Below are 18,979 nucleotides of genomic sequence, written 5' to 3'. Positions count from 1 at the left end.
GGCGAATGCGAAAACTGATTCGAACTGCGACTCCAAACTGTCTTGCTGGATATAGGCATGGATTACATCAATGGGTTGATGTGACACACGCAGATAGAGACCAAATCCGCCAGTGCCTTCAAGCGATGCAAGATACTCGTTGCGCCTACTGTGAAGCGGATATCAGCGTGCCAAGACTTTCGCATATCGAGCACTTTCGACAAAGACGCAGTTATCCGCAGGGCACCTTCGAATGGACCAATCTATTCCACTCATGTTGTAGGGAGGAAGCCTGCGGAAAATTCAAAGACAATTGCCCTCCCTATGATCACAGAGACCTGCTCAAACCTGACGAAGATGATCCGGATAGCTATTTACTTTTTGTCAGCGACGGCACAATCAGCCCTCTCGCCAACCTCGATGTTCGAGCACGGACACGTGCCGTCGAGACGTTGCGTTTATTCAATCTTGACGCACAAAACGGCGCCCTGCGTGCCATAAGACGAGAGGCTATTCGCCCGCATCTGCAGACTGTCCAGGAGCTGATGGCTATAGCCGATGATTTTTCGCCGGACGACTTTCTAGCGTTTCTGGAAGGCGAAATTCAGAACACCGCACATCTTCCATTCTCTACAGCTATCCGACACACTTTGTCGAAATCTCAGGCTGTTTAAGAGACACCTTCAGACACGCCTTCCAGGCTACACATCCTTGCGCCTTTGCCTACAGCTACGCCAGAATCCGCCGGCTTGTGCGCCTTGGGGACGGGATCTATTGTTGGTCGGTCGCTGACTCATTCAGCGATCGGGTTTAGCGACCCGAATCTGTGTAGGCGCACCAGCGCTCCAAAACTCATTGCAAACGATCTGTCTGCAGTTGATGTCATGGCGGCTGTGCGTGGGAGACCTTCGGGTCTGCCGGGCGCCTACACCCGGTTCGCTAACCTGCGTCCAGCCGCCACCCTTTCTTGTTTAGCGACAGGTTTTGGTGGCCTCACCTGTAGGAGCTTCACCATGATCAAACCAACACCCAACCCGCCCGAAACCGATCTCGCCTCACCCTACGAATCCCTCGATTCAAAAAAGCTCAACGACGCCGCCGAACGCGCCCTCGATCATTACCTCTGCCCACCCGGCTCCCCCCCTCCGCCCCGAAAAACCCGCCGGATGTACGCCGTGACCGCAGACTTCAAAAATGAAGAACTGCTGGCCGATGCCAGCGAAACACTCGCCTCAGCCAGAACCATCGCCCATGACTTCGCCCACCTCATACCCGCGTCGCAGCGCAGGACGCTGTTGGGGATCGCGCAATTGATCATGCTCGGGGAGCTGGCGGTGAATCGGGTGATGGATAATCTGGAGTTGCCGCAGTAGGCCAGACAACCGATCGTTCCCAAGCTCTGCGTGGGAATGCCTCTTCGGACGCTCTGCGTTCGGCTCTGGAGGGGACGCGGAGCGTCCTGGGCTGCATTCCCACGCAGAGCGTGGGAACGATCACGAATGAGCAACGCCATACCATCAGACAGAAAAAACCCGCCGCCCCATCAACCGGGACGGCGGGTTTTTTCGTTTCAGGCCCGAATCAAAAGCCGCTTACACCGTATCCACCTTCAACGAATGATCATTCAGCATGCCGCTGATGATCGTCGCCGTGTCATGCCCGCCGGCCACCACCCCGCCCGCGCCCGGCGTGACGCCGTAGTGGCTGGCCAGATTGACGCCGGCCAGGTCAATGGTCTGGTTCGGCGTTGCACCGGCCATGGCGCTGACGTCGATGCTGGTGAGCACCGAGGCGCCGCTGCCGGTGACGGTGAAGTGCAGGTAGTCATCCAGTGAGGCGGTGGTGCCGTTTTCACCTTGCAGCAGTTGTGACAAATCGAGCTTGTCAGTGCCGGGGGTGAAGTCGGTGATGAGGTCGTGGCCGCTGTTGCCCTTGAGCCACTGGAAGGTGTCGGCCCCTGCCCCGCCCGTCATCGTGTTGTTGCCCAGGCCGCCGATCAGCAGGTCATCACCGCCACCACCGTTGAGGATGTCGTTACCCAGGCCGCCGTTGATCACGTTGTTATTGTTGTCGCCGGTCAGGGTGTCGTTGAAGTTCGAGCCGACGAGGTTCTCGATCCCGGTCAGGGTGTCGGTGCCGGCGCCGAGGGTGTTTTGCGCACCGAGCAGGCCGAGGTTGACCGTGACCCCGGCCGTGGCATGGGCATAACTGGCGGTGTCGCTGCCCGTGCCGCCGTCGAGCAGATCATTGCCCGGGCCGCTGTAGAGCAAGTCGTTGCCGGCGCCGCCGTGCAGTTCGTTGTTGCCGGAACCGGCGGTGAGCACATCGTTGCCGTCGCCGGCGTTGATGATGTTGTCGCCGCTGCCGGCCACCAGCACGTCATCCCCGAGGTACCGGTGAGGGTGTGGCCGTCCTGATAGCTGATGCTCACGTTGGCCGTGTCGCTGCCGCCGTGGTTGTCGTTGGCGGTGTAGCTGCCGTGGAAGTCCGGGGTAATGTCATGCGCCCCGGCGTAGTTGAGGGTCATGGTCAGCTGATAGTTTTCCGCCGCGTTGGGGTTACCGCCGCCGCTGGGATTGGCGATGTTGGTGATGTGGATCTGATAGACGCCATCGGCCGACGCGGTGAGGGTTTGCCCGTCCGCCAGGGTTGTGTAGGCGCCACCGTTGATCGAGTACTCCATGGTGACGTGACCGGCCGCCAGGTTGTGATCGAGGTTGAGGGTTTCGCCCTGGCGCAGGTTGACGGTGATGCGGTCTTCATCGTTGGCGTTGCTGTTGGTCACCGCACCGAGATAGCCACTGACCACCAGTACGGCAGTCATGGTCGCGGCGTTGGCACTGAACGAATTACGCACGTTGGCCAGGTTCTGGTTGGCGGCGGTGTTGACGTTGGTGCCGGTGAAGTTGATCGCCCCGGTGCCGGTGAAGTCCGCCGCTTTCGAGACCCAGCCGGTGTTGAAACTGGTGGGCGTGGCATTGAGCGTATCGCCGTTCGGATCGGTGTCATTGGCCAGCAGCAGTTCGCCCGGCACCACAATGTTGCCCGACAGCACGTTGGTGATGACGTGGTCGTCCACCGCCACCGGCGGCGCGTTGGGGATGACTTTCACGGTCAGCGTCGAACTGGCGAGATCGCCGTCGTTGTCGCTGACGGTAAAGCCGATGTTCTCGGTGATGACCACAGCGGTGGTTTTCTGCGAGGTGTAGGTGTAGTCGCCGGTATCGAGGTTGATCAGCAGTGTGCCGCCGTTATTGGTGGCGATGCTCAGCGTGTTGTTCACGGTGTTGAACGTCCCGTGATTGGTGCCGCCGCTTGGCGTCAGCGAGCCTTGGCCGCTGAGAGCTTTCGGATCGTAGGTGTAAGTGGTGCCGTCAACCACGATGGATTTGATGAAGCCGCCATCGGCGCCGAAGGTGCCGCCCTCGCCCAGTAACGAACCGGTGACCGGCGCGCCCTGTACGGTGCCCGACAGTACCGAATTGAGCTGGTTGAGATCGGTGACCACCACCGCATTGGTGTTGGTGTGACTGATGCCGTCATAGGCCAGCGGGTCGAGGTTGGCGTTGCTCACGCCGCTGCCGAGGCCGATCGCGTAGTTCTTGATGTTGTTGGCATCGAGGAAGTTTTTCAGCGCGGCTTCGTCAGCGGCGTTGATGTCGCCTTCGTTGGGTTTGCCGTCGGAGAAGAAGTAACCGACGTTCTGTGCCCCGGTGAGTTTGCCCGAGGTATTGAACGCGGTTTGCATGACCGCCACCGCGGCGTCGTAGTTGGTGCCGCCACCCGCCGTCAGGCCGGCGAGAATCGTCTTCGCGGTCGCCACATCGACCCATACCGAGGTTCGGTCGGTGGCGTTGCTGCTGAAGGTGACGAGCTGGACTTTGACGTCGCCGAGGTCGTCGTACTTGTCGAGCAAGGCACTGATTGCCTGCTTGGCCAGCGCCAGTCGCGACAGGCCCGGCACACCGGAGGCGTCAGCCATACTGCCGGAGATGTCGAGAACGATGAGCAGGTTCGAATCGATCTCCACTGCCGCCACCGAACGATCCGAGGCCACGGCTTTTGGTACGTCATCGACGATGTTCACCACAAGGGTGCTGGTGGTGCTGTTGCCCAGTGCATCGGTGGCTTTGTAGGTGAAGCTTTCGCTGAGAGTGTTCGCCCCGTCGTTGGCGCTCGGCGAGGTTTTCGGCGCCGATGTCAGCGTGTAGGTGTAAGTGCCGTCGGCGTTGAGCTGGATCTGCCCGTAGCTGCCGGTTGCGCTGCCGACCAGGGTGTAGGTGATCGCGCCGGTGCCGCCGGTAACCGCCCCGACCAGCGTGCCGGTGGCGGTTTCACCAGTGTTGGTGGGATCGCTTCCAGTCACCGTGCCGGCGGCCAGATCCTGACCGTCCTTGCTCAGATCGAGAGCTTTCTCATAGACCGTGACGTCCTGATCGACCGAGGCCACCAGTTTGCTGTCGGCGACGTTGATGGTGATGGTCGTGGTGCTTTCATCGCCGTCGCTGTCGCGGACGGTGTAGGTGAAGGTGTCGGTGGCGCCCGGTGGACTCACCGAGTTCGGGTTGCTGTGATAGACGGCGTTGCCCGCCGCATCGAGGGTCAGGTAACCGAAGTTGCCATTGATGTTGCTGTTGAGGCCGCCGATGGCCGAAGTGCCGGTGTTGCTGCCGGCGCGCACGCCGACCACAGTGGCGGCGCCATCGGCACCGCTGATGTCATTGCCGAGCACACTGACATTGACCGTTCCGCCCTCGGCCACCGAGCCGGTGTCGGGTTTGGCGGTCGGCAGATCATCGATGATATTGACGTTGATCTGACCATTGGCAGTGCTGCCATCGGTGTCCGTCGCCACCACGTTGAAGTTCTCGGTGAGGCTGTTGGCACCGTTGGCATTCGGGTGGGTTTCGTTGTCGACCAAGGTGTAGCTGTAACTCACAACACCGGTCGCTGGGTTGTAACCGGTGACGGTGAAGGTGCTGCCCAGCGGCGAGACGACGGATTGCGGGAAGCCTGCGGCGACACCATTGGTGACCACGGCAATGCCCCCAACGGTGAGGGTTTGCAAGCCATCGAGCGCGGTGACGGTAAAGGTGCCGCTCTGTGTCAGTGCCGGGATGTCGGGGCTGGTGCCGTCGCTGAGGTTTTTCTCGTAAACGGTGAGTTCGCCGCCATTTACGTCAAGGCCGTTGAGCAGCACCGGATCGTCGTTGTTGTGGATGTTCAGCACCAGGTTGGCGGTACTGGTGTCGCCGTCGGCATCGGTCAGGGTGTAGGTGAACGTCTCGCTGCCGTTACCGCCGCCGTGCAGGTTTTTGAAGTCGGCATCGTTGGGGTTCAGCGTGTAGGTGTACGTGCCGTTGGCGTTGAGCAACAGCGTGCCGTAAGTGCCGGTGAACGTGCCGGCGGTGATCGGCCCGGCATTCGGTCCGGTCGCGACCACATCGGCGCCTTGCACATCGTTGGTCAGCACATTGCCGGTCAGGGTCAGCTGGGTTTCCGAGGCGCTGTTGGCGTTGCTGTCGTTCACCGCTTTCGGCACGTCATCGACGATGCTGACAACAATGGTGCTGGTGACGATGTTGCCCAGTGAATCAGTGGCCTGATAGGTGAAGGTTTCGCTCAGGGTGTTGGCGCCGTCGTCGGCATGCGGCGTGGTGCTCGCCGGCGATGTCAGGGTGTAGGTGTACGTGCCGTTGGGGTTGAGGACGATCTGCCCGTAATTGCCGGTGGCGCTGCCGACCAGCGCATAGCTGATCGCGCCGACCGCCCCGGTGACCGAGCCGACCAGTGTGCCGGACGCGGTTTCGCCGGTGCTGGTCGGGTCGCTGCCAGTGACTGTCCCGGGAGCCAGATCCGCGCCGTCCTTGGTCAGGTCCAGTGCTTTCTCGTAGACGGAGACGTCGGTGTCGCTGGTCGCGCACAGTTTGCTGTTGGCGACATCGATGGTGATGGTGGTGGTGCTTTCATCACCGTCGGAATCGCGCACGGTGTAGGTGAACACATCCATTGCGCCCGGCCCGTTCACCGTATTCGGATTGCTGTGGTAGACCGCGTTGCCGTTGGCGTCCAGGGTCAGGTAGCCGTAGGTGCCGTTGATGTTGCTGTTGAGGCCGCCGATGGCCGAAGTCGAGGTGTCGGCGCCTGCACGCACGCCGACCACTGCACCAGTCACCGCCGGGCCGTCGGCGCCGCCGATGTCATTGTTCAGAACATTGCCGCTGACCGTGCCGCCCTCCGCCACCGACGCCGCATCAGGATGGGCGCTGGGCAAATCATCGACGATATTGACGTTGATCTGGCCGGTGGCCGTGCTGCCATCGGTGTCGCTGGCAACGACATTGAAGTTCTCGGTGATGCTGTTGGCACCGTTGGCATTCGGATGGGTTTCGTTGTCGACCAAGGTATAGCTGTAACTCACCACGCCGGTGGCCGGGTTGTAACCGGTGATGGTCAACGTGCTGCCGAGCGGCGTGACGATCGATTGCGGGAAGCCTGCGGCTACGCCACCGGTGACCACGTTGATGCCGCCCACAGTCAGGGTTTGCAGACCGTCGAGGGCGGTGACGGTGAAGGTGCCGCTCTGGGTCAACGCGGGAGTGTCGGGGCTGGTGCCGTCACTGAGATTTTTCTCGTAGACGGTGAGTTCGCCGCCGTTGACGTCGAGGCCGTTGAGGTAGACCTGATCGTCATTGTTGTGGATGTTCAGCACCAGGTTCGCGGTGCTGGTATCGCCGTCGGCATCGGTAATGGTGTAAGCGAAGGTTTCCGTGCCGTTGCCACCGCCGTGCAGGTTTTTGAAATCGGCATCGTTGGTGTTCAGCGTGTAGGTGTACGTGCCGTTGGCGTTGAGCACCAAGGTGCCGTAGGTCCCGGTGAAAGTGCCCGGGGTTACCGGCCCGGTCGGTACACGATCGGCGCCTTGCACATCGTTGGTCAGGACGTTGCCGGTCAGAGTCAGCAAGGTTTCCGACGCGGTGCCGGCGTTGCTGTCATCCACGGCTTTCGGCAAGTCATCGACGATGTTCACGTCGAGTGTGGCGTTGGCAGTGGTGCCGTTGTCATCGACCACGGTAACGGCGAACTGCTCAGGCAGATTGTTCGCGCCGTTGGCGGTTGGGTGGGCTTCGTTGTCGACCAAGGTGTAGCTGTAGCTGACCACGCCGGTAGCCGCGTTGAAACCGGTGATGGTCAGTGTGCTGCCCAACGGAGTGGTCACCGATTGTGGGAAACCTGCGGCTACACCGTTGGTGACGACGGCGATGCCACCGACAGTCAGGGTCGTCACGCCATCGAGTGCGGTGATGGTGAACGTGCCGCTCTGGGTCAGCGCAGTGGAATCCGGTGCACTGCCGTCGCTGAGATTTTTCTCGTAAACGCTGAGTTCGCCGCCGTTGACGTCGAGGCCGTTGATGATCACCGGATCGTCGTTATTGTGGATTTGCAAAACGAGGTTGGCGGTGCTGGTGTCGCCGTCTGCGTCGGTGATGGTGTAGGCGAAGGTCTCTGTGCCATTGCCGCCGCCGTGCAGATTTTTGAAATCGGCATCGCTGGTATTGAGAGTGTAGGTGTACGTGCCGTCGGCGTTCAAAACCAAGGTGCCGTAAGTGCCGGTGAATGTCCCCGGGGTCACTGGTCCGGTGGGTACGCGGTCAGCACCTTGCACATCGTTGGTCAGCACGTTGCCGGTCAGGGTCAGCAGAGTTTCCGACGCGGTGCCTGCGTTGCTGTCATCCACGGCTTTGGGCAGATCATCGACGATGTTTACGTCGAGGGTGGCATTGGCGGTGGTGCCGTTGTCATCCACCACGGTAACGGCGAACTGCTCAGGCAGGTTATTTGCGCCATTGGCGATTGGATGCGCTTCGTTGTCGACCAGGGTGTAGCTGTAGCTGACCACGCCGGTGGTGGCGTTGAAACCGGTGATGGTCAGTGTGCTGCCCAATGGCGTGGTCACGGATTGCGGAAAGCCTGCGACTACACCATTGGTGACCACGGCGATGCCACCGACAGTCAGGGTCGTCACGCCGTCGAGTGCGGTGATGGTGAACGTGCCGCTTTGGGTCAACGCGGTGGAATCCGGTGCGCTGCCGTCAGTGAGGTTTTTCTCGTAGACGGTGAGTTCACCGCCATTCACGTCGAGGCCGTTGATGATCACCGGATCGTCATTGTTGTGGATCTGCAGAACGAGGTTGGCGGTGCTGGTATCGCCGTCTGCATCGGTGATGGTGTAGGCGAAGGTCTCTGTGCCGTTGCCGCCGCCGTGCAGATTTTTGAAGTCCGCGTCGCTGGTGTTCAGCGTATAGGTGTACGTGCCGTTGGCATTCAGTACCAAGGTGCCGTAAGTCCCGGTGAAAGTGCCCGGGGTAACCGGTCCGGTGGACACGCGGTCGGCGCCTTGCACATCGTTGGTCAGGACGTTGCCGGTCAGGGTCAGCAGGGTTTCCGAAGCGGTGCCATTGGTGTCGTCAACCGCTTGGGGAACATCGTCGACGATGTTCACGTCCAGCGTGCCATTGGCGGTGGTGCCGTTATCGTCGATCACCGTGACGGCGAACTGCTCAGGCAGATTGTTTGCGCCGTTGGCGGTTGGATGCGCCTCGTTGTCGACCAGGGTGTAGCTGTAACTGACCGCGCCCGTTGCGGCATTGAACCCGGTAATCGTCAGCGTGCTGCCCAAGGGTGTGGTGATTGATTGCGGGAAACCTGCCGCTACACCGTTGGTGACGACGGCAATGCCGCCGACAGTCAGGCTCGTCACGCCATCGAGTGCAGTGATGGTGAAGGTACCGTTCTGGGTCAGTGCGGTGGCGTCCGGTGCACTGCCGTCACTGAGGTTTTTCTCGTAAACCGTCAGCTCGCCGCCTTCGACATTCAAGCCATTGATAACCACCGGATCATCATTGTTGTGGATCTGCAGGACGAGGTTGGCGGTGCTGGTATCACCGTCGGAATCGGTGATGGTGTAGGCGAAGGTTTCCGTGCCATTGCCGCCGCCGTGCAGGTTCTTGAAGTCGGCATCGCTGGTGTTCAGCGTGTAGGTGTACGTGCCGTCGGCGTTCAGCACCAAGGTGCCGTAAGTGCCAGTGAATGTGCCTGGGGTGACTGGCCCGGTGGGCACGCGATCAGCCCCCTGCACATCGTTAGTCAACACGTTGCCGGTCAGTGTCAGCTGCGTTTCAGTCGCCGTGCCATTGCTGTCATCAAAGGCTTTGGGCACGTCGTCGGTGATATTAACGTCGAGCGTGCCGGTCGCGGTGTCGCCATTGCTGTCGCCGGCAATCACGGTGAACTGTTCGCTGAGATTATTCGCGCCATCGCCGGCCGCGTGGTTTTCATTGCCGTTGAGGGTGTAGCTGTAACTGACCACGCCGGTCGCCGAGTTGTAACCAGTGACGGTCAGGGTGTTGCCCAGTTGCGTGGTGATTGATTGCGGGAAGCCGATCGGCACACCGCCGATGATTACGTTGATGCCGCCGATGCTCAGGCTGGTCAGACCGTCCGGCGCCGAGACGGTGAAGCTGCCGTTTTGCGTCAGTGCGCCAGGGTTGGCCGCAGAACCGCCGGGCAGATTGGCCTCATTGACGTTCAGCTCGCCGCCAGCCACGTTCAGACCAGTGAGGGTCACCGGATTGTTCACCGGAGGCGGCACTACGACTGCCGGGGTGTCATCGCCGTTGTCGATCACCGCGTTATGGCGTTCTTCAGGGAATTCGGGAATACCGCCGAACCCAGCGGTGGGGAAACCGATGATCGGGTCAACACGTCCGCCAACTTCCGTCAGCAGGACAAAACTGTGGCCGCCGCCCGCCTCTCCCGGTGCGCCGCCCGGGGCATTCGAACCGGCCGCGGTGGCTTCAGCGGTTTGGCTCGGGTCGTCACCGGCGGCGATGGCTTTCTGGATCTGCTCAACGTCGGTCAATTGCGCGTCGCTCGGGGTCACTGCCTCAGCGGCATTTACATGCGCCGCCTGACCCGCCAGCAGTTCACCGGTCATGGTCATGCTGCTGCCGCGTCCGAGGGTCAGTTCCTTGCCGTTTTCCAGCTTCACCGCCACCGCGCCTTCCGCGCCAGTAATCAGTTGATCACCTGCTACCAGGCGATCCCCCTCAACCAGTGCGCGCTTAGTGCCGTCGGCTGACTGGGCGAAAACCTGGCCAATGACTTTGGTGACTATCCCGATGAGCGTTGCCATGTGAAATCCTCCGCTGCCGACCACCGTCGGCACTGGTAAGCGAAGCAGCCCATGGCTCAATCGGGTTGTCGGAGGGGACGCTCGCACCCTCGACAGTTCGTTTCGCAGGCGGCCTCTTTCGGAAACATCAGTGCTATCAAACACTTCCGCATCCTGATCAAAGCCATACGCCCACTAACGCTACGTAACGGTGGTGAATCACTTGAGTGACAAAAAAATGTCGCTCATCAACCGCTACGCGTCCCTCCCCTTCAGCATTACTTCGCCGTATGTCGCAAAGTGAGTGGAACTTTCCTCAAGCCTTTTTGCGCTCCCTAAAGCGCATAAAACAAAGGCTTTCATGCTGAACAATGTGCCGGTTTTTACAAAGCGCATAAGTTTTTTTCGGCATAAGCCTTATGAAAATTTTTTCTTAGCTACGCTTCAGGATGTTCTTAGCTCTGTTGTTACAAGAGTGAAACGCCTACACCTAAAAATATCGTCAAATATTTGGCGACAGTGACACACCATCAGGACTCAGGGAGATGCACCCATGCGCGTTCTAACCCCCCTCTGCAGCGCGGTTTTGCTGGCCATGGCTTGCACTTCTCAAGCCCAGGCCATGAACCTCACCGAGGCCATTCAAAGCACCATCGCCACTCACCCGGAACTGGCCTCGCGCGTGGACGCGCGCCTGTCGGCTGATGAACAAGTCAAAGTCGCGAAGGGCGGCTTCTATCCGTCCGTCGATTTGAACGCCGCCTATGGCCGTGGCTACAGCGACAACACCAATACCCGGGCCTTCGGTAATCACCACACCGAAATCCTCAATTACACCCAGTCCGAGCTGCGCCTGCGGCAGATGCTGTTCGACGGTTTCAACACCGCCAACGAAGTCGAACGCACCAAAGGCGTGTCCAATTCGCGCGCGTACTACGCGCAAGGTACTGCCCAGGATCTGGCTCTGCGCACCATTGAGGTCTACCTCGAAGTGCTCAAGCGTCGTGAACTGGTGACCCTGGCCCGCAATAACCTGCAGGCGCACTTGCGCGTCAACGACCAGATCGGCCTGCGCACCGAGCGTGGCGTCGGCAGCACCGCTGACTCGGATCAATCGGTCGCTCGTAAGGCCTTGGCACAGAACAACCTCGACACCGCCGAAGTCGATCTGTCTGACGCCGAAGCCAACTTCTACAGCGTGGTCGGGCGCATGCCCGATGAGCTGGAAACCCCGGCCTCAACCCGTGGCGAACTGCCGACCGAATTGCGTGAAGCCCAGCAGAGCATGGTCGACAACAACCCGTATCTGAAGTCCGCCCAGGCTGACGTGCAATCGGCCGAGAGCCAGTACGAAGTCGCCAAGTCGCCTTTCTATCCACGCTTCGACGCGGAAGCGGCCGTCGGCGCGAACAACAATGTGCAAGGCGATGAAGGCCACGACAACGAATGGCGCGTGGGTGTGGTGATGAACTACAACCTGTTCCGTGGCGGCAGCGACAAGGCGCGCCTGGCCTCCGATGCGCACCAGATCAATCAGGCGATGGACATCCGCAACAACGCCCTGCGTCAACTCAACGAGAACATTCGCCTGGCGTGGAACGCCATGGAAAACGCGAAGAAACAGACCCCGACCGCCCGCGAATACGCGGAAACCACCAAACGTGTACGCGCGGCGTATCAGGATCAGTTCGGCCTGGGCCAACGCACCCTGCTCGACTTGCTCGACAGTGAGAACGAGCTCTACAACGCCAACCGTCGCTACACCGAAATCCGCTACACCGAGGAATATTCGATGTACCGCGTGCTGGCAAACATGGGTCAGTTGCTGAGCAAACAACGGGTGGTGCTGCCGGCCGATGCGATCGCCGCGACCGAAGTGAAAAACGAAGCGCGCCTGCCCGAACTGAAATAACCAACGCAGGAGTCAGCTTTGCCCTGATCGTTCCCACGCTCCGCGTGGGAATGCAGCCCGTGACGCTCCGCGTCACTCGACGCAGAGCGTCCCTAGAGGCATTCCCACGCAGAGCGTGGGAACGATCAATGAAGCGGTAACAGGGGAGCGATCAATATGACCAGCATGGAACCCGGCCACACCGGGATCGATCCGCGGCTGAGCTTCGATGATCCGTTACTCGACGGTCTGTTGATCCTCTGCAAACTGCATGGCGCGACGGTCAGTCGCGCCAGCCTGAGTGCCGGGCTGCCCCTGAACAAGCAACGCCTGAGTCTGGACCTGCTGCCCCGCGCCGCCGCCCGGGCCGGGTTGCAGGCACGGATTCTGCGCCGCGAGCTGAAAGACATCTCGCCGCTCAATCTGCCGATCCTGCTGCTGCTCAACGACGGTCGCACTGCAGTTTTACGGCGCTTCGGCGACGACGGCAAAGCGCTGATCCTGCCCAGCGAAGCCGATGGCGGCGAGCAATGGATCAACCGTGAAGAACTCACCGAGCACTACAGCGGCCAGGCATTATTCGCCCGTCCGCGCCACGAACTCGAAGACCTGCGCTCGCCGCTGGTGCCACGGGTGCATGCGTGGTTTCGCGACACCCTGAAGCTGTCGAAATGGTTGTATAGCGATGCGATTCTCGCCAGTTTCCTGATCAACCTTTTAGGCCTGATGGTGCCGCTGTTCGTTATGCAAACCTACGACCGTGTGGTGCCGAATCAGGCCACGTCGACACTGTGGGTGCTGTCGATCGGGCTGTTGATCGGCACCGGTTTCGAACTGGTGTTACGCGTGGTGCGCGCGCACCTGCTGGATACCGCCGGCAAGAAAACCGATGTGATCCTTTCCGCGACTTTGTTCGAGCGCATCACCGGCATGTCGATGAAGGCACGGCCGGCGACCATCGGCGGTTTCGCCCAGAGCATTCATGACTTCCAGGGCCTGCGCGAATTCCTCACAGCGGTGACCCTGACCAGCCTGATCGACCTGCCCTTCGTCGTGCTGATGCTGGTGGTGATCGGCCTGCTCGGCGGCTGGCTGGTGGTGATTCCGCTGCTGGCGTTTCCGATCACCATTATCTTCGCGATGATCATTCAGGTACGTCTGCGTGACACCGTGCAAAAGAGCCTGAGCCTCGGCGCCGAACGTCAGGCGGTACTGATCGAAACCCTCGGCGGCCTGGAAACCCTCAAGGCCTGCAGCGCCGAAAGCGAGCGCCAGCACAAATGGGAAAGCACCCACGGCGCCCTCACCCGCCTCGACAGCCACGCACGCAATCTGTCGGCGCTGGCCACTAACGGCACATTGTTCATTCAACAATTCTCGGGGATGGCGACCATTGTCGCCGGGGTCTACAGCATCATCGCTGGAAACCTCAGCGTCGGTGCGCTGGTTGCCAGTTACATGCTCGGCAGCCGTGTACTAGCGCCGCTGGGGCAGATTGCCGGGCTGATCACCCGCTATCAGCAAGCGCAACTGACCATGAAAAGCACCGATGCGCTGATGGCCTTACCGCAGGAACGCGACGGCAAGCAGCGGCCGCTGGAGCGCACGCAACTGCAAGGCGCGCTCGACGTCAGCGGCGTGACCTTTCACTACAACGGCCAGAATGCGCCGGCACTGAGCAATGTCAGCTTCAGCCTGAAACCCGGTGAACGGGTCGGCATCATCGGCCGCAGCGGTTCGGGCAAAAGCACCTTGGCGCGATTGGTCATGGGTTTCTATGAACCCGAAGAAGGCCAACTGTTGCTTGACGGTCTCGACCTGCGCCAACTCGATGTCGCTGACCTGCGCCAGCAGATCGGCTACGTCGCTCACGATCTGCCGCTGCTGGCCGGCAGCCTGCGTGACAACCTGACCCTCGGCGCACGCTACATCAGCGATGCGCGGATGCTCGAAGTCGCCGAACTGACCGGCGTTACCGAACTTGCCCGCCAGCATCCGCAAGGTTTCGACCGGCCGGTGGGCGAGCGCGGGCAATTGCTCTCCGGCGGCCAACGTCAGGCCGTTTTGCTCGCACGGTCGCTGCTGCTCGACCCGCCGATCATGCTGCTCGACGAACCCACCAGCGCCATGGACAACAGCAGCGAGGACTTACTGCGGCAGAAGCTGCACGGCTGGGTGCAAGGCAAGACACTGCTGCTGGTCACCCACCGCACTTCAATGCTGAGTCTGGTGGACCGCTTGCTGGTGCTGGACAACGGCCGGGTCGTCGCCGACGGCCCGAAAGAAGCGGTCATCGATGCACTGCGCAAGGGCCGTGTCGGCTCGGCGGCGGTTTAGGAGTTGCCCCATGTCTGCTTCCACCGATAGCAAAGAGCGCGGCTACTTCGACAGTTTCGGTAAAAGCGCCGAAGCCGAATTCATGCCGGAAACCGCCGGTGCCTCGTTACAGGATTCGCCGCGCTGGTCGCGGATCACCGTGTGGCTGGCGGCGGCGCTGCTGATCAGCGCGGTGGTCTGGGCCAAATTCGCCGTGCTCGAAGAAGTGACCATGGGCGAAGGCAAGGCGATTCCTTCGAGCAAGATTCAGGTGATCCAGAACCTTGAGGGCGGCATCGTCACCGAAATCTTTGTACGTGAAGGGCAGATGGTGAACAAAGGCGATACCCTGCTGCGTCTGGATGACACGCGCTTTCGCTCGAACAAGGGCGAAAGCGAGGCGGATCGTTATGCGCTGACGGCGCAGGTCGAACGGCTGTCGGCGGAGGCCGAAGGTCGGCCGTTCAAGCTCTCCGATGAAGTGATCGCCAAAGCCCCGCAAGTCGCCGAAGACGAGCGCTCGCTGTATGAACAACGTCAGCGCCGGCTGGCCAGCGAGCAGCGCACGCTCAGCGAACAACTGCGGCAGAAGACTCAGGAACTCGCCGAGTTTCGCTCCAAGCAGGGTCAGTTCAGCTCAAGTCTGGCGTTGCTGCAGCAAGAAATGAACATGTCCGAGCCGCTGGTGAAAACCGGTGCGGTATCACCGGTGGAAATCCTCCGACTCAAGCGCAGCGCGGTAGAAATCCGCGGCTCATTGAACGCGACGACGCTGGCGATCCCCCGCGCCGAATCGGCGATTGCCGAGATCCGCAGCAAGATCGACGAGTCGGAACAAACCTTCCGTTCGGAAGCGGCGAAAGAGCTGAATGAGAAACGCACCGACCTGTCGAAAATCACCGCCACCAGCATCGCCATCGACGACCGCGTCACCCGCACGACGGTGACCTCTCCGGTGCACGGGGTGATCAAGCAATTGAAGGTCAACACCATCGGCGGCGTGGTTCAGCCGGGCAGCGACATGGTTGAAATCGTACCGTTGGAAGACAACCTGTTGATCGAGGCCAAAGTGCGGCCGCAGGATGTCGCGTTCCTGCATCCGGGCCAGAAAGCCATGGTCAAGTTCAGTGCCTACGACTACACGATCTACGGCGGACTGAGTGCCAAACTGGAGCTGATCGGTGCCGACACGATTACCGATGACAAGGGCAACAGCTTTTATCTGATTCAGGTGCGCACCGATAAAAACCATTTGGGCGGGGATGTGAAACCGTTGCTGATTATTCCGGGGATGGTGGCGACGGTGGACATTATTACCGGGGAAAAAAGTGTCCTGGATTACCTGCTCAAGCCAGTGTTGAAAGCGCGGACCGAGGCGATGCGCGAACGCTAGCCAATGATCGTTCCCACGCTCCGCGTGGGAACGATCATTTGTCGCCATGGTTACGCTGGAAGGTCTCCTCGCCCATCGCCGCAATCTGCCCCTCGATCAACGCCTCGAACGGCTTGAGCAAAGGCTCGAATGAAGCCGGCGCCTCCAGCGTTTGCAACGCCTGCACAATCGCCTCGATGGTCGACAACGCCCCCGGCCCCGGAGCCTTGCGCAAGCGATACCGCGACACCCCGCCCTCGGCCAGCGTCACCCGTGGCAGCGCCGCCAGCAACGGATTGAGGTGCAACATCTTGCGCGCCTTGCGCCAGGTGCCATCCGGCACCACCAGCAACAACGGTTCCTCGGACTCACCGTAAGCCTGCATCGGCTGCGCGTCATCGGCCGGAAACAACAACCGCGCCTGATACCCCGGGCGGTTCAACAGCGCCGGCAAATCCTCGAACACCTCACCGACGATCAGCTCGGCATTGCTCAACCCCAGCGCTGCCAGACGCGCGGTATTCAACGCGTGATGAACCTCGCTCGGATGCTGCAACAGCAACACCCGCGTGCGACTGTCGAGGCTCGGGATCAGCGGGCACAGGCAATGGGTTTGGGGGCGCAGGCAGCGCGGGCATTGAGGTCTGGACATACTTCTTTTCCCTACAAGCTAAGCCTGATTGAGCTGTGCTTTGAGCAAATCGCGGAAGGTCTGGATCAGCGGTTCACGGCTACGGCCCCGGCGCATGATCATCGAAAACGGTGCCTGATAACCGAAGGTCGCCGGCAGCAACACGCGCAGGTCACCCTTGTCGGCCCAGGCCTGAGCATAGTGCTCCGGCAAGTAGCCGATGTAGGCGCCGGACAGCACCAGAATCAGCTGTGCCTCCATGCTTTCCACCGTCGCGGCGCTGTGTTTGAAACCGTGCCGTGCGAGTTCCGCCTGACTCCAGTAACCGCGCCCGACCATGCGTTGCTGGGTGATGACTTGCTCGGGAATCCGCCGCTCGTTGAATAACGGATGGCGACTGCTGCAATACAACCAGTGCTGCTCGCGGTACAGCGGCATGTAGATCAGGCCGCTCATGCGCGTGGAAAACGCACCGATGGCCAGATCGAGACGGTTGTCCTGCACGCCGAGTTGCAGTTCGTAAGGGCTCATCACCGACAGATGCAAATGCACCGCCGGGTGTTCCTGACTGTAGGCGCCGATGGCTTCGGCGAACGGCAAGGCCTTGTCGCTGACGGTGGAGTCGATCACGCCGAGGTTAAGTGTGCCGCGCAGTTCGCCCTTGAGCGCCGCGGCGTATTGCTCGAAACCTTCGAGTTCGGCGAGCAGGCGCAGGGTTTCCTGATGGAACAGCTCACCCTTGCTGGTCAGGCTGAACCCACCGCGGCCGCGATGGCATAGCACCAGGCCGAGCGCGGCTTCGAGCTGGCTCATGTAGGTGCTGATCGCCGAGGTCGACAGGTTGAGTTCCTGCTGGGCGTTAGCGAAACCCTGATGACGGACCACGCTGACGAAAATGCGTAATAGTTTCAGGTCGGGTAAAGCGTTGGCCATGTCTACTCCAAGGATCGTTCCCACGCTCTGCGTGGGAATGCAGCCCGTGACGCTCTGCGTCACCTGCGAGTACGGCTGGACGCGGAGCGTCCGTAGATGCATTCCCACGCGGAGCATGGGAACGAGCAGGTGTGGAAGTCTGGCATTAGTTTAGAAAAATCTGAACTAAGTTTTTGCCCGTAGCGATTCTTTCCCCTCACTACATTTCGCATCATCGGCCCCACAGCGGCGCCCGAAACTGTGCTCCACGGCGCGCCGACATAAATAAAACAAAGACGATGAGGCCTTACCCGTGGACAAGATTCTTCACCAACCACTGGGCGGCAACGAAATGCCGCGCTTCGGCGGCATCGCCACCATGCTCCGACTCCCCCATGTACCGACCGCTGCCGGCCTGGACGCTGCCTTTGTTGGCGTGCCCCTGGACATCGGTACTTCGCTGCGCCCCGGTACCCGCTTCGGGCCACGCGACATCCGCAACGAATCAGTGATGATCCGCCCCTACAACATGGCCACCGGCGCTGCGCCGTTCGACTCACTGTCGGTCGCCGATATTGGTGACGTGGCGATCAACACCTTCAACCTGCTCGACGCCGTGCGCATCATCGAAGAAGCCTACGACAACATCCTCGAGCACAACGTGATCCCGATGACCCTGGGTGGCGACCACACCATCACCCTGCCGATCCTGCGGGCGATTCATAAAAAGCACGGCAAGGTCGGTCTGGTGCACATCGATGCCCACGCTGACGTCAACGATCACATGTTCGGCGAGAAGATCGCCCACGGTACGACCTTCCGTCGCGCCGTCGAAGAAGGCCTTCTGGACTGCGACCGCGTGGTGCAAATTGGTCTGCGCGCGCAGGGTTACACCGCGGACGACTTCAACTGGAGCCGCGATCAGGGCTTCCGCGTGGTTCAGGCCGAAGAGTGCTGGCACAAGTCGCTGGCGCCGCTGATGGCCGAAGTGCGTGAGAAAGTCGGCGGTGGTCCGGTGTATCTGAGCTTCGACATCGACGGCATCGATCCGGCCTGGGCACCGGGCACCGGCACCCCGGAAATCGGTGGTCTGACGACCATTCAGGCGATTGAAATCGTTCGCGGCTGCCAAGGCCTCGACCTGATCGGTTGCGATCTGGTAGAAGTCTCGCCCGCTTATGACACCACCGGCAACACCTCGCTGCTGGCCGCCAACCTGCTGTACGAAATGCTCTGCGTACTGCCTGGCGTGGTCCATCGCTGAGGGTCGGGTCATGAACGAACGTGATCAGGTTCTGCAAGCGGCCGCCGATCTGGTGGCCGCCTTCGCCCGTAACGATCGCGAAGCTTACTTCGGCGCCTTCAGCGCCGATGCGAGTTTCGTTTTCTACACCCTCGAACAGCCGCTGCTGTCGCGCGATGCCTATCAGGCCTTGTGGGACAGCTGGCGCGCCGAGGATGGCTTCGAGGTGCTTGCGTGCACCTCGAGCAACGCCTTCGTCAGCCTGCAAGGTGATGTGGCGATTTTCATCCATGACGTGGCCACCGAGCTGCGCATGCAAGGGGAGCAACACTTCAGCCAGGAGCGCGAGACGATTGTTTTCAAGAAACAAGCGTCGAGCCTAGAACAACAAGGCCATTGGCTGGCCTGCCACGAACATTTGTCCGCAATGCCGGAAGGGCTGCCATCCCCTTAGCCAAAAC

9 protein-coding genes and 1 pseudogene are annotated in these 18,979 nt (G+C 60.7%); 7 read left to right on the top strand and 3 right to left on the bottom strand.

Annotation, left to right across the window (positions count from 1 at the left end):
• Positions 1-5: 5 nt before the first annotated feature.
• Both ptuB and LOY43_RS07495 read left to right on the top strand, forming a co-directional pair.
• A complete protein-coding gene (gene ptuB, locus LOY43_RS07500; protein WP_095049307.1) occupies positions 6-653 on the top strand; it encodes a retron Ec78 anti-phage system effector HNH endonuclease PtuB in 648 nt (215 codons plus the stop codon).
• A 339-nt stretch (positions 654-992) separates the two neighbouring features.
• The gene (locus tag LOY43_RS07495) at positions 993-1,352 is read left to right on the top strand and encodes a DUF6124 family protein (RefSeq protein WP_220558299.1); all 360 of its coding nucleotides are present in this window, start codon (positions 993-995) and stop codon (positions 1,350-1,352) included.
• Positions 1,353-1,571: 219 nt separating this feature from the next.
• Here the strand turns inward: LOY43_RS07495 and LOY43_RS07490 are convergent.
• Positions 1,572-10,174: pseudogene (locus LOY43_RS07490) on the bottom strand (retention module-containing protein).
• Positions 10,175-10,706: 532 nt separating this feature from the next.
• Here LOY43_RS07490 and LOY43_RS07485 point away from each other — a divergent pair.
• The 3 genes from LOY43_RS07485 to LOY43_RS07475 all read left to right on the top strand — a co-directional run bounded on the left by LOY43_RS07485 (position 10,707) and on the right by LOY43_RS07475 (position 15,753).
• Entirely contained in the window at positions 10,707-12,065 is a 1,359-nt protein-coding gene (locus tag LOY43_RS07485; protein ID WP_095049304.1) for a TolC family outer membrane protein, read from the top strand.
• A gap of 156 nt (positions 12,066-12,221) precedes the next feature.
• Positions 12,222-14,381 (top strand): type I secretion system permease/ATPase, encoded by a 2,160-nt coding sequence (locus LOY43_RS07480; protein ID WP_258709417.1) that lies wholly within the window; start codon positions 12,222-12,224, stop codon positions 14,379-14,381.
• Positions 14,382-14,391: 10 nt separating this feature from the next.
• A complete protein-coding gene (locus tag LOY43_RS07475; protein WP_095049302.1) occupies positions 14,392-15,753 on the top strand; it encodes an HlyD family type I secretion periplasmic adaptor subunit in 1,362 nt (453 codons plus the stop codon).
• Positions 15,754-15,787: 34 nt separating this feature from the next.
• Here LOY43_RS07475 and LOY43_RS07470 read toward each other — a convergent pair whose 3' ends face one another.
• Together LOY43_RS07470 and LOY43_RS07465 are read right to left on the bottom strand one after the other, a co-directional pair.
• Positions 15,788-16,384 carry a tRNA-uridine aminocarboxypropyltransferase gene (locus LOY43_RS07470; RefSeq protein ID WP_095049301.1) on the bottom strand — a complete coding sequence of 199 codons (597 nt, stop codon included), beginning with the start codon at positions 16,382-16,384 and terminating at the stop codon, positions 15,788-15,790.
• Between the two features lie 18 nt (positions 16,385-16,402).
• Complete coding sequence (locus LOY43_RS07465) at positions 16,403-17,296, bottom strand: LysR family transcriptional regulator (protein WP_007914510.1); 894 nt, start codon at positions 17,294-17,296, stop codon at positions 16,403-16,405.
• A gap of 292 nt (positions 17,297-17,588) precedes the next feature.
• Here LOY43_RS07465 and speB point away from each other — a divergent pair, with 292 nt between their 5' ends.
• Both speB and LOY43_RS07455 read left to right on the top strand, forming a co-directional pair.
• A complete protein-coding gene (gene speB / locus LOY43_RS07460; RefSeq protein ID WP_258709416.1) occupies positions 17,589-18,539 on the top strand; it encodes an agmatinase in 951 nt (316 codons plus the stop codon).
• Positions 18,540-18,549: 10 nt separating this feature from the next.
• Complete coding sequence (locus tag LOY43_RS07455; protein WP_064119611.1) at positions 18,550-18,972, top strand: nuclear transport factor 2 family protein; 423 nt, start codon at positions 18,550-18,552, stop codon at positions 18,970-18,972.
• Positions 18,973-18,979 lie beyond the last annotated feature (7 nt).

The sequence above is a fragment of the Pseudomonas sp. B21-041 genome, assembly GCF_024748675.1.
Taxonomy (GTDB): Bacteria; Pseudomonadota; Gammaproteobacteria; order Pseudomonadales; family Pseudomonadaceae; genus Aquipseudomonas; species Aquipseudomonas neuropathica.
The sequence above is the reverse complement of the archived record's forward strand: the minus strand, read 5'-3'. Positions and strand labels throughout refer to the sequence as shown.

What these genes read in the sequence shown, in the direction of transcription:
- ptuB (WP_095049307.1), top strand. Translation starts at nt 6, where the DNA reads ATGCGAAAACTGATTCGAACTGCGACTCCAAACTGTCTTGCTGGATAT.
- LOY43_RS07495 (WP_220558299.1), top strand. Translation starts at nt 993, where the DNA reads ATGATCAAACCAACACCCAACCCGCCCGAAACCGATCTCGCCTCACCC.
- LOY43_RS07485 (WP_095049304.1), top strand. Translation starts at nt 10,707, where the DNA reads ATGCGCGTTCTAACCCCCCTCTGCAGCGCGGTTTTGCTGGCCATGGCT.
- LOY43_RS07480 (WP_258709417.1), top strand. Translation starts at nt 12,222, where the DNA reads ATGACCAGCATGGAACCCGGCCACACCGGGATCGATCCGCGGCTGAGC.
- LOY43_RS07475 (WP_095049302.1), top strand. Translation starts at nt 14,392, where the DNA reads ATGTCTGCTTCCACCGATAGCAAAGAGCGCGGCTACTTCGACAGTTTC.
- LOY43_RS07470 (WP_095049301.1), bottom strand. Translation starts at nt 16,384, where the DNA reads ATGTCCAGACCTCAATGCCCGCGCTGCCTGCGCCCCCAAACCCATTGC.
- LOY43_RS07465 (WP_007914510.1), bottom strand. Translation starts at nt 17,296, where the DNA reads ATGGCCAACGCTTTACCCGACCTGAAACTATTACGCATTTTCGTCAGC.
- LOY43_RS07455 (WP_064119611.1), top strand. Translation starts at nt 18,550, where the DNA reads ATGAACGAACGTGATCAGGTTCTGCAAGCGGCCGCCGATCTGGTGGCC.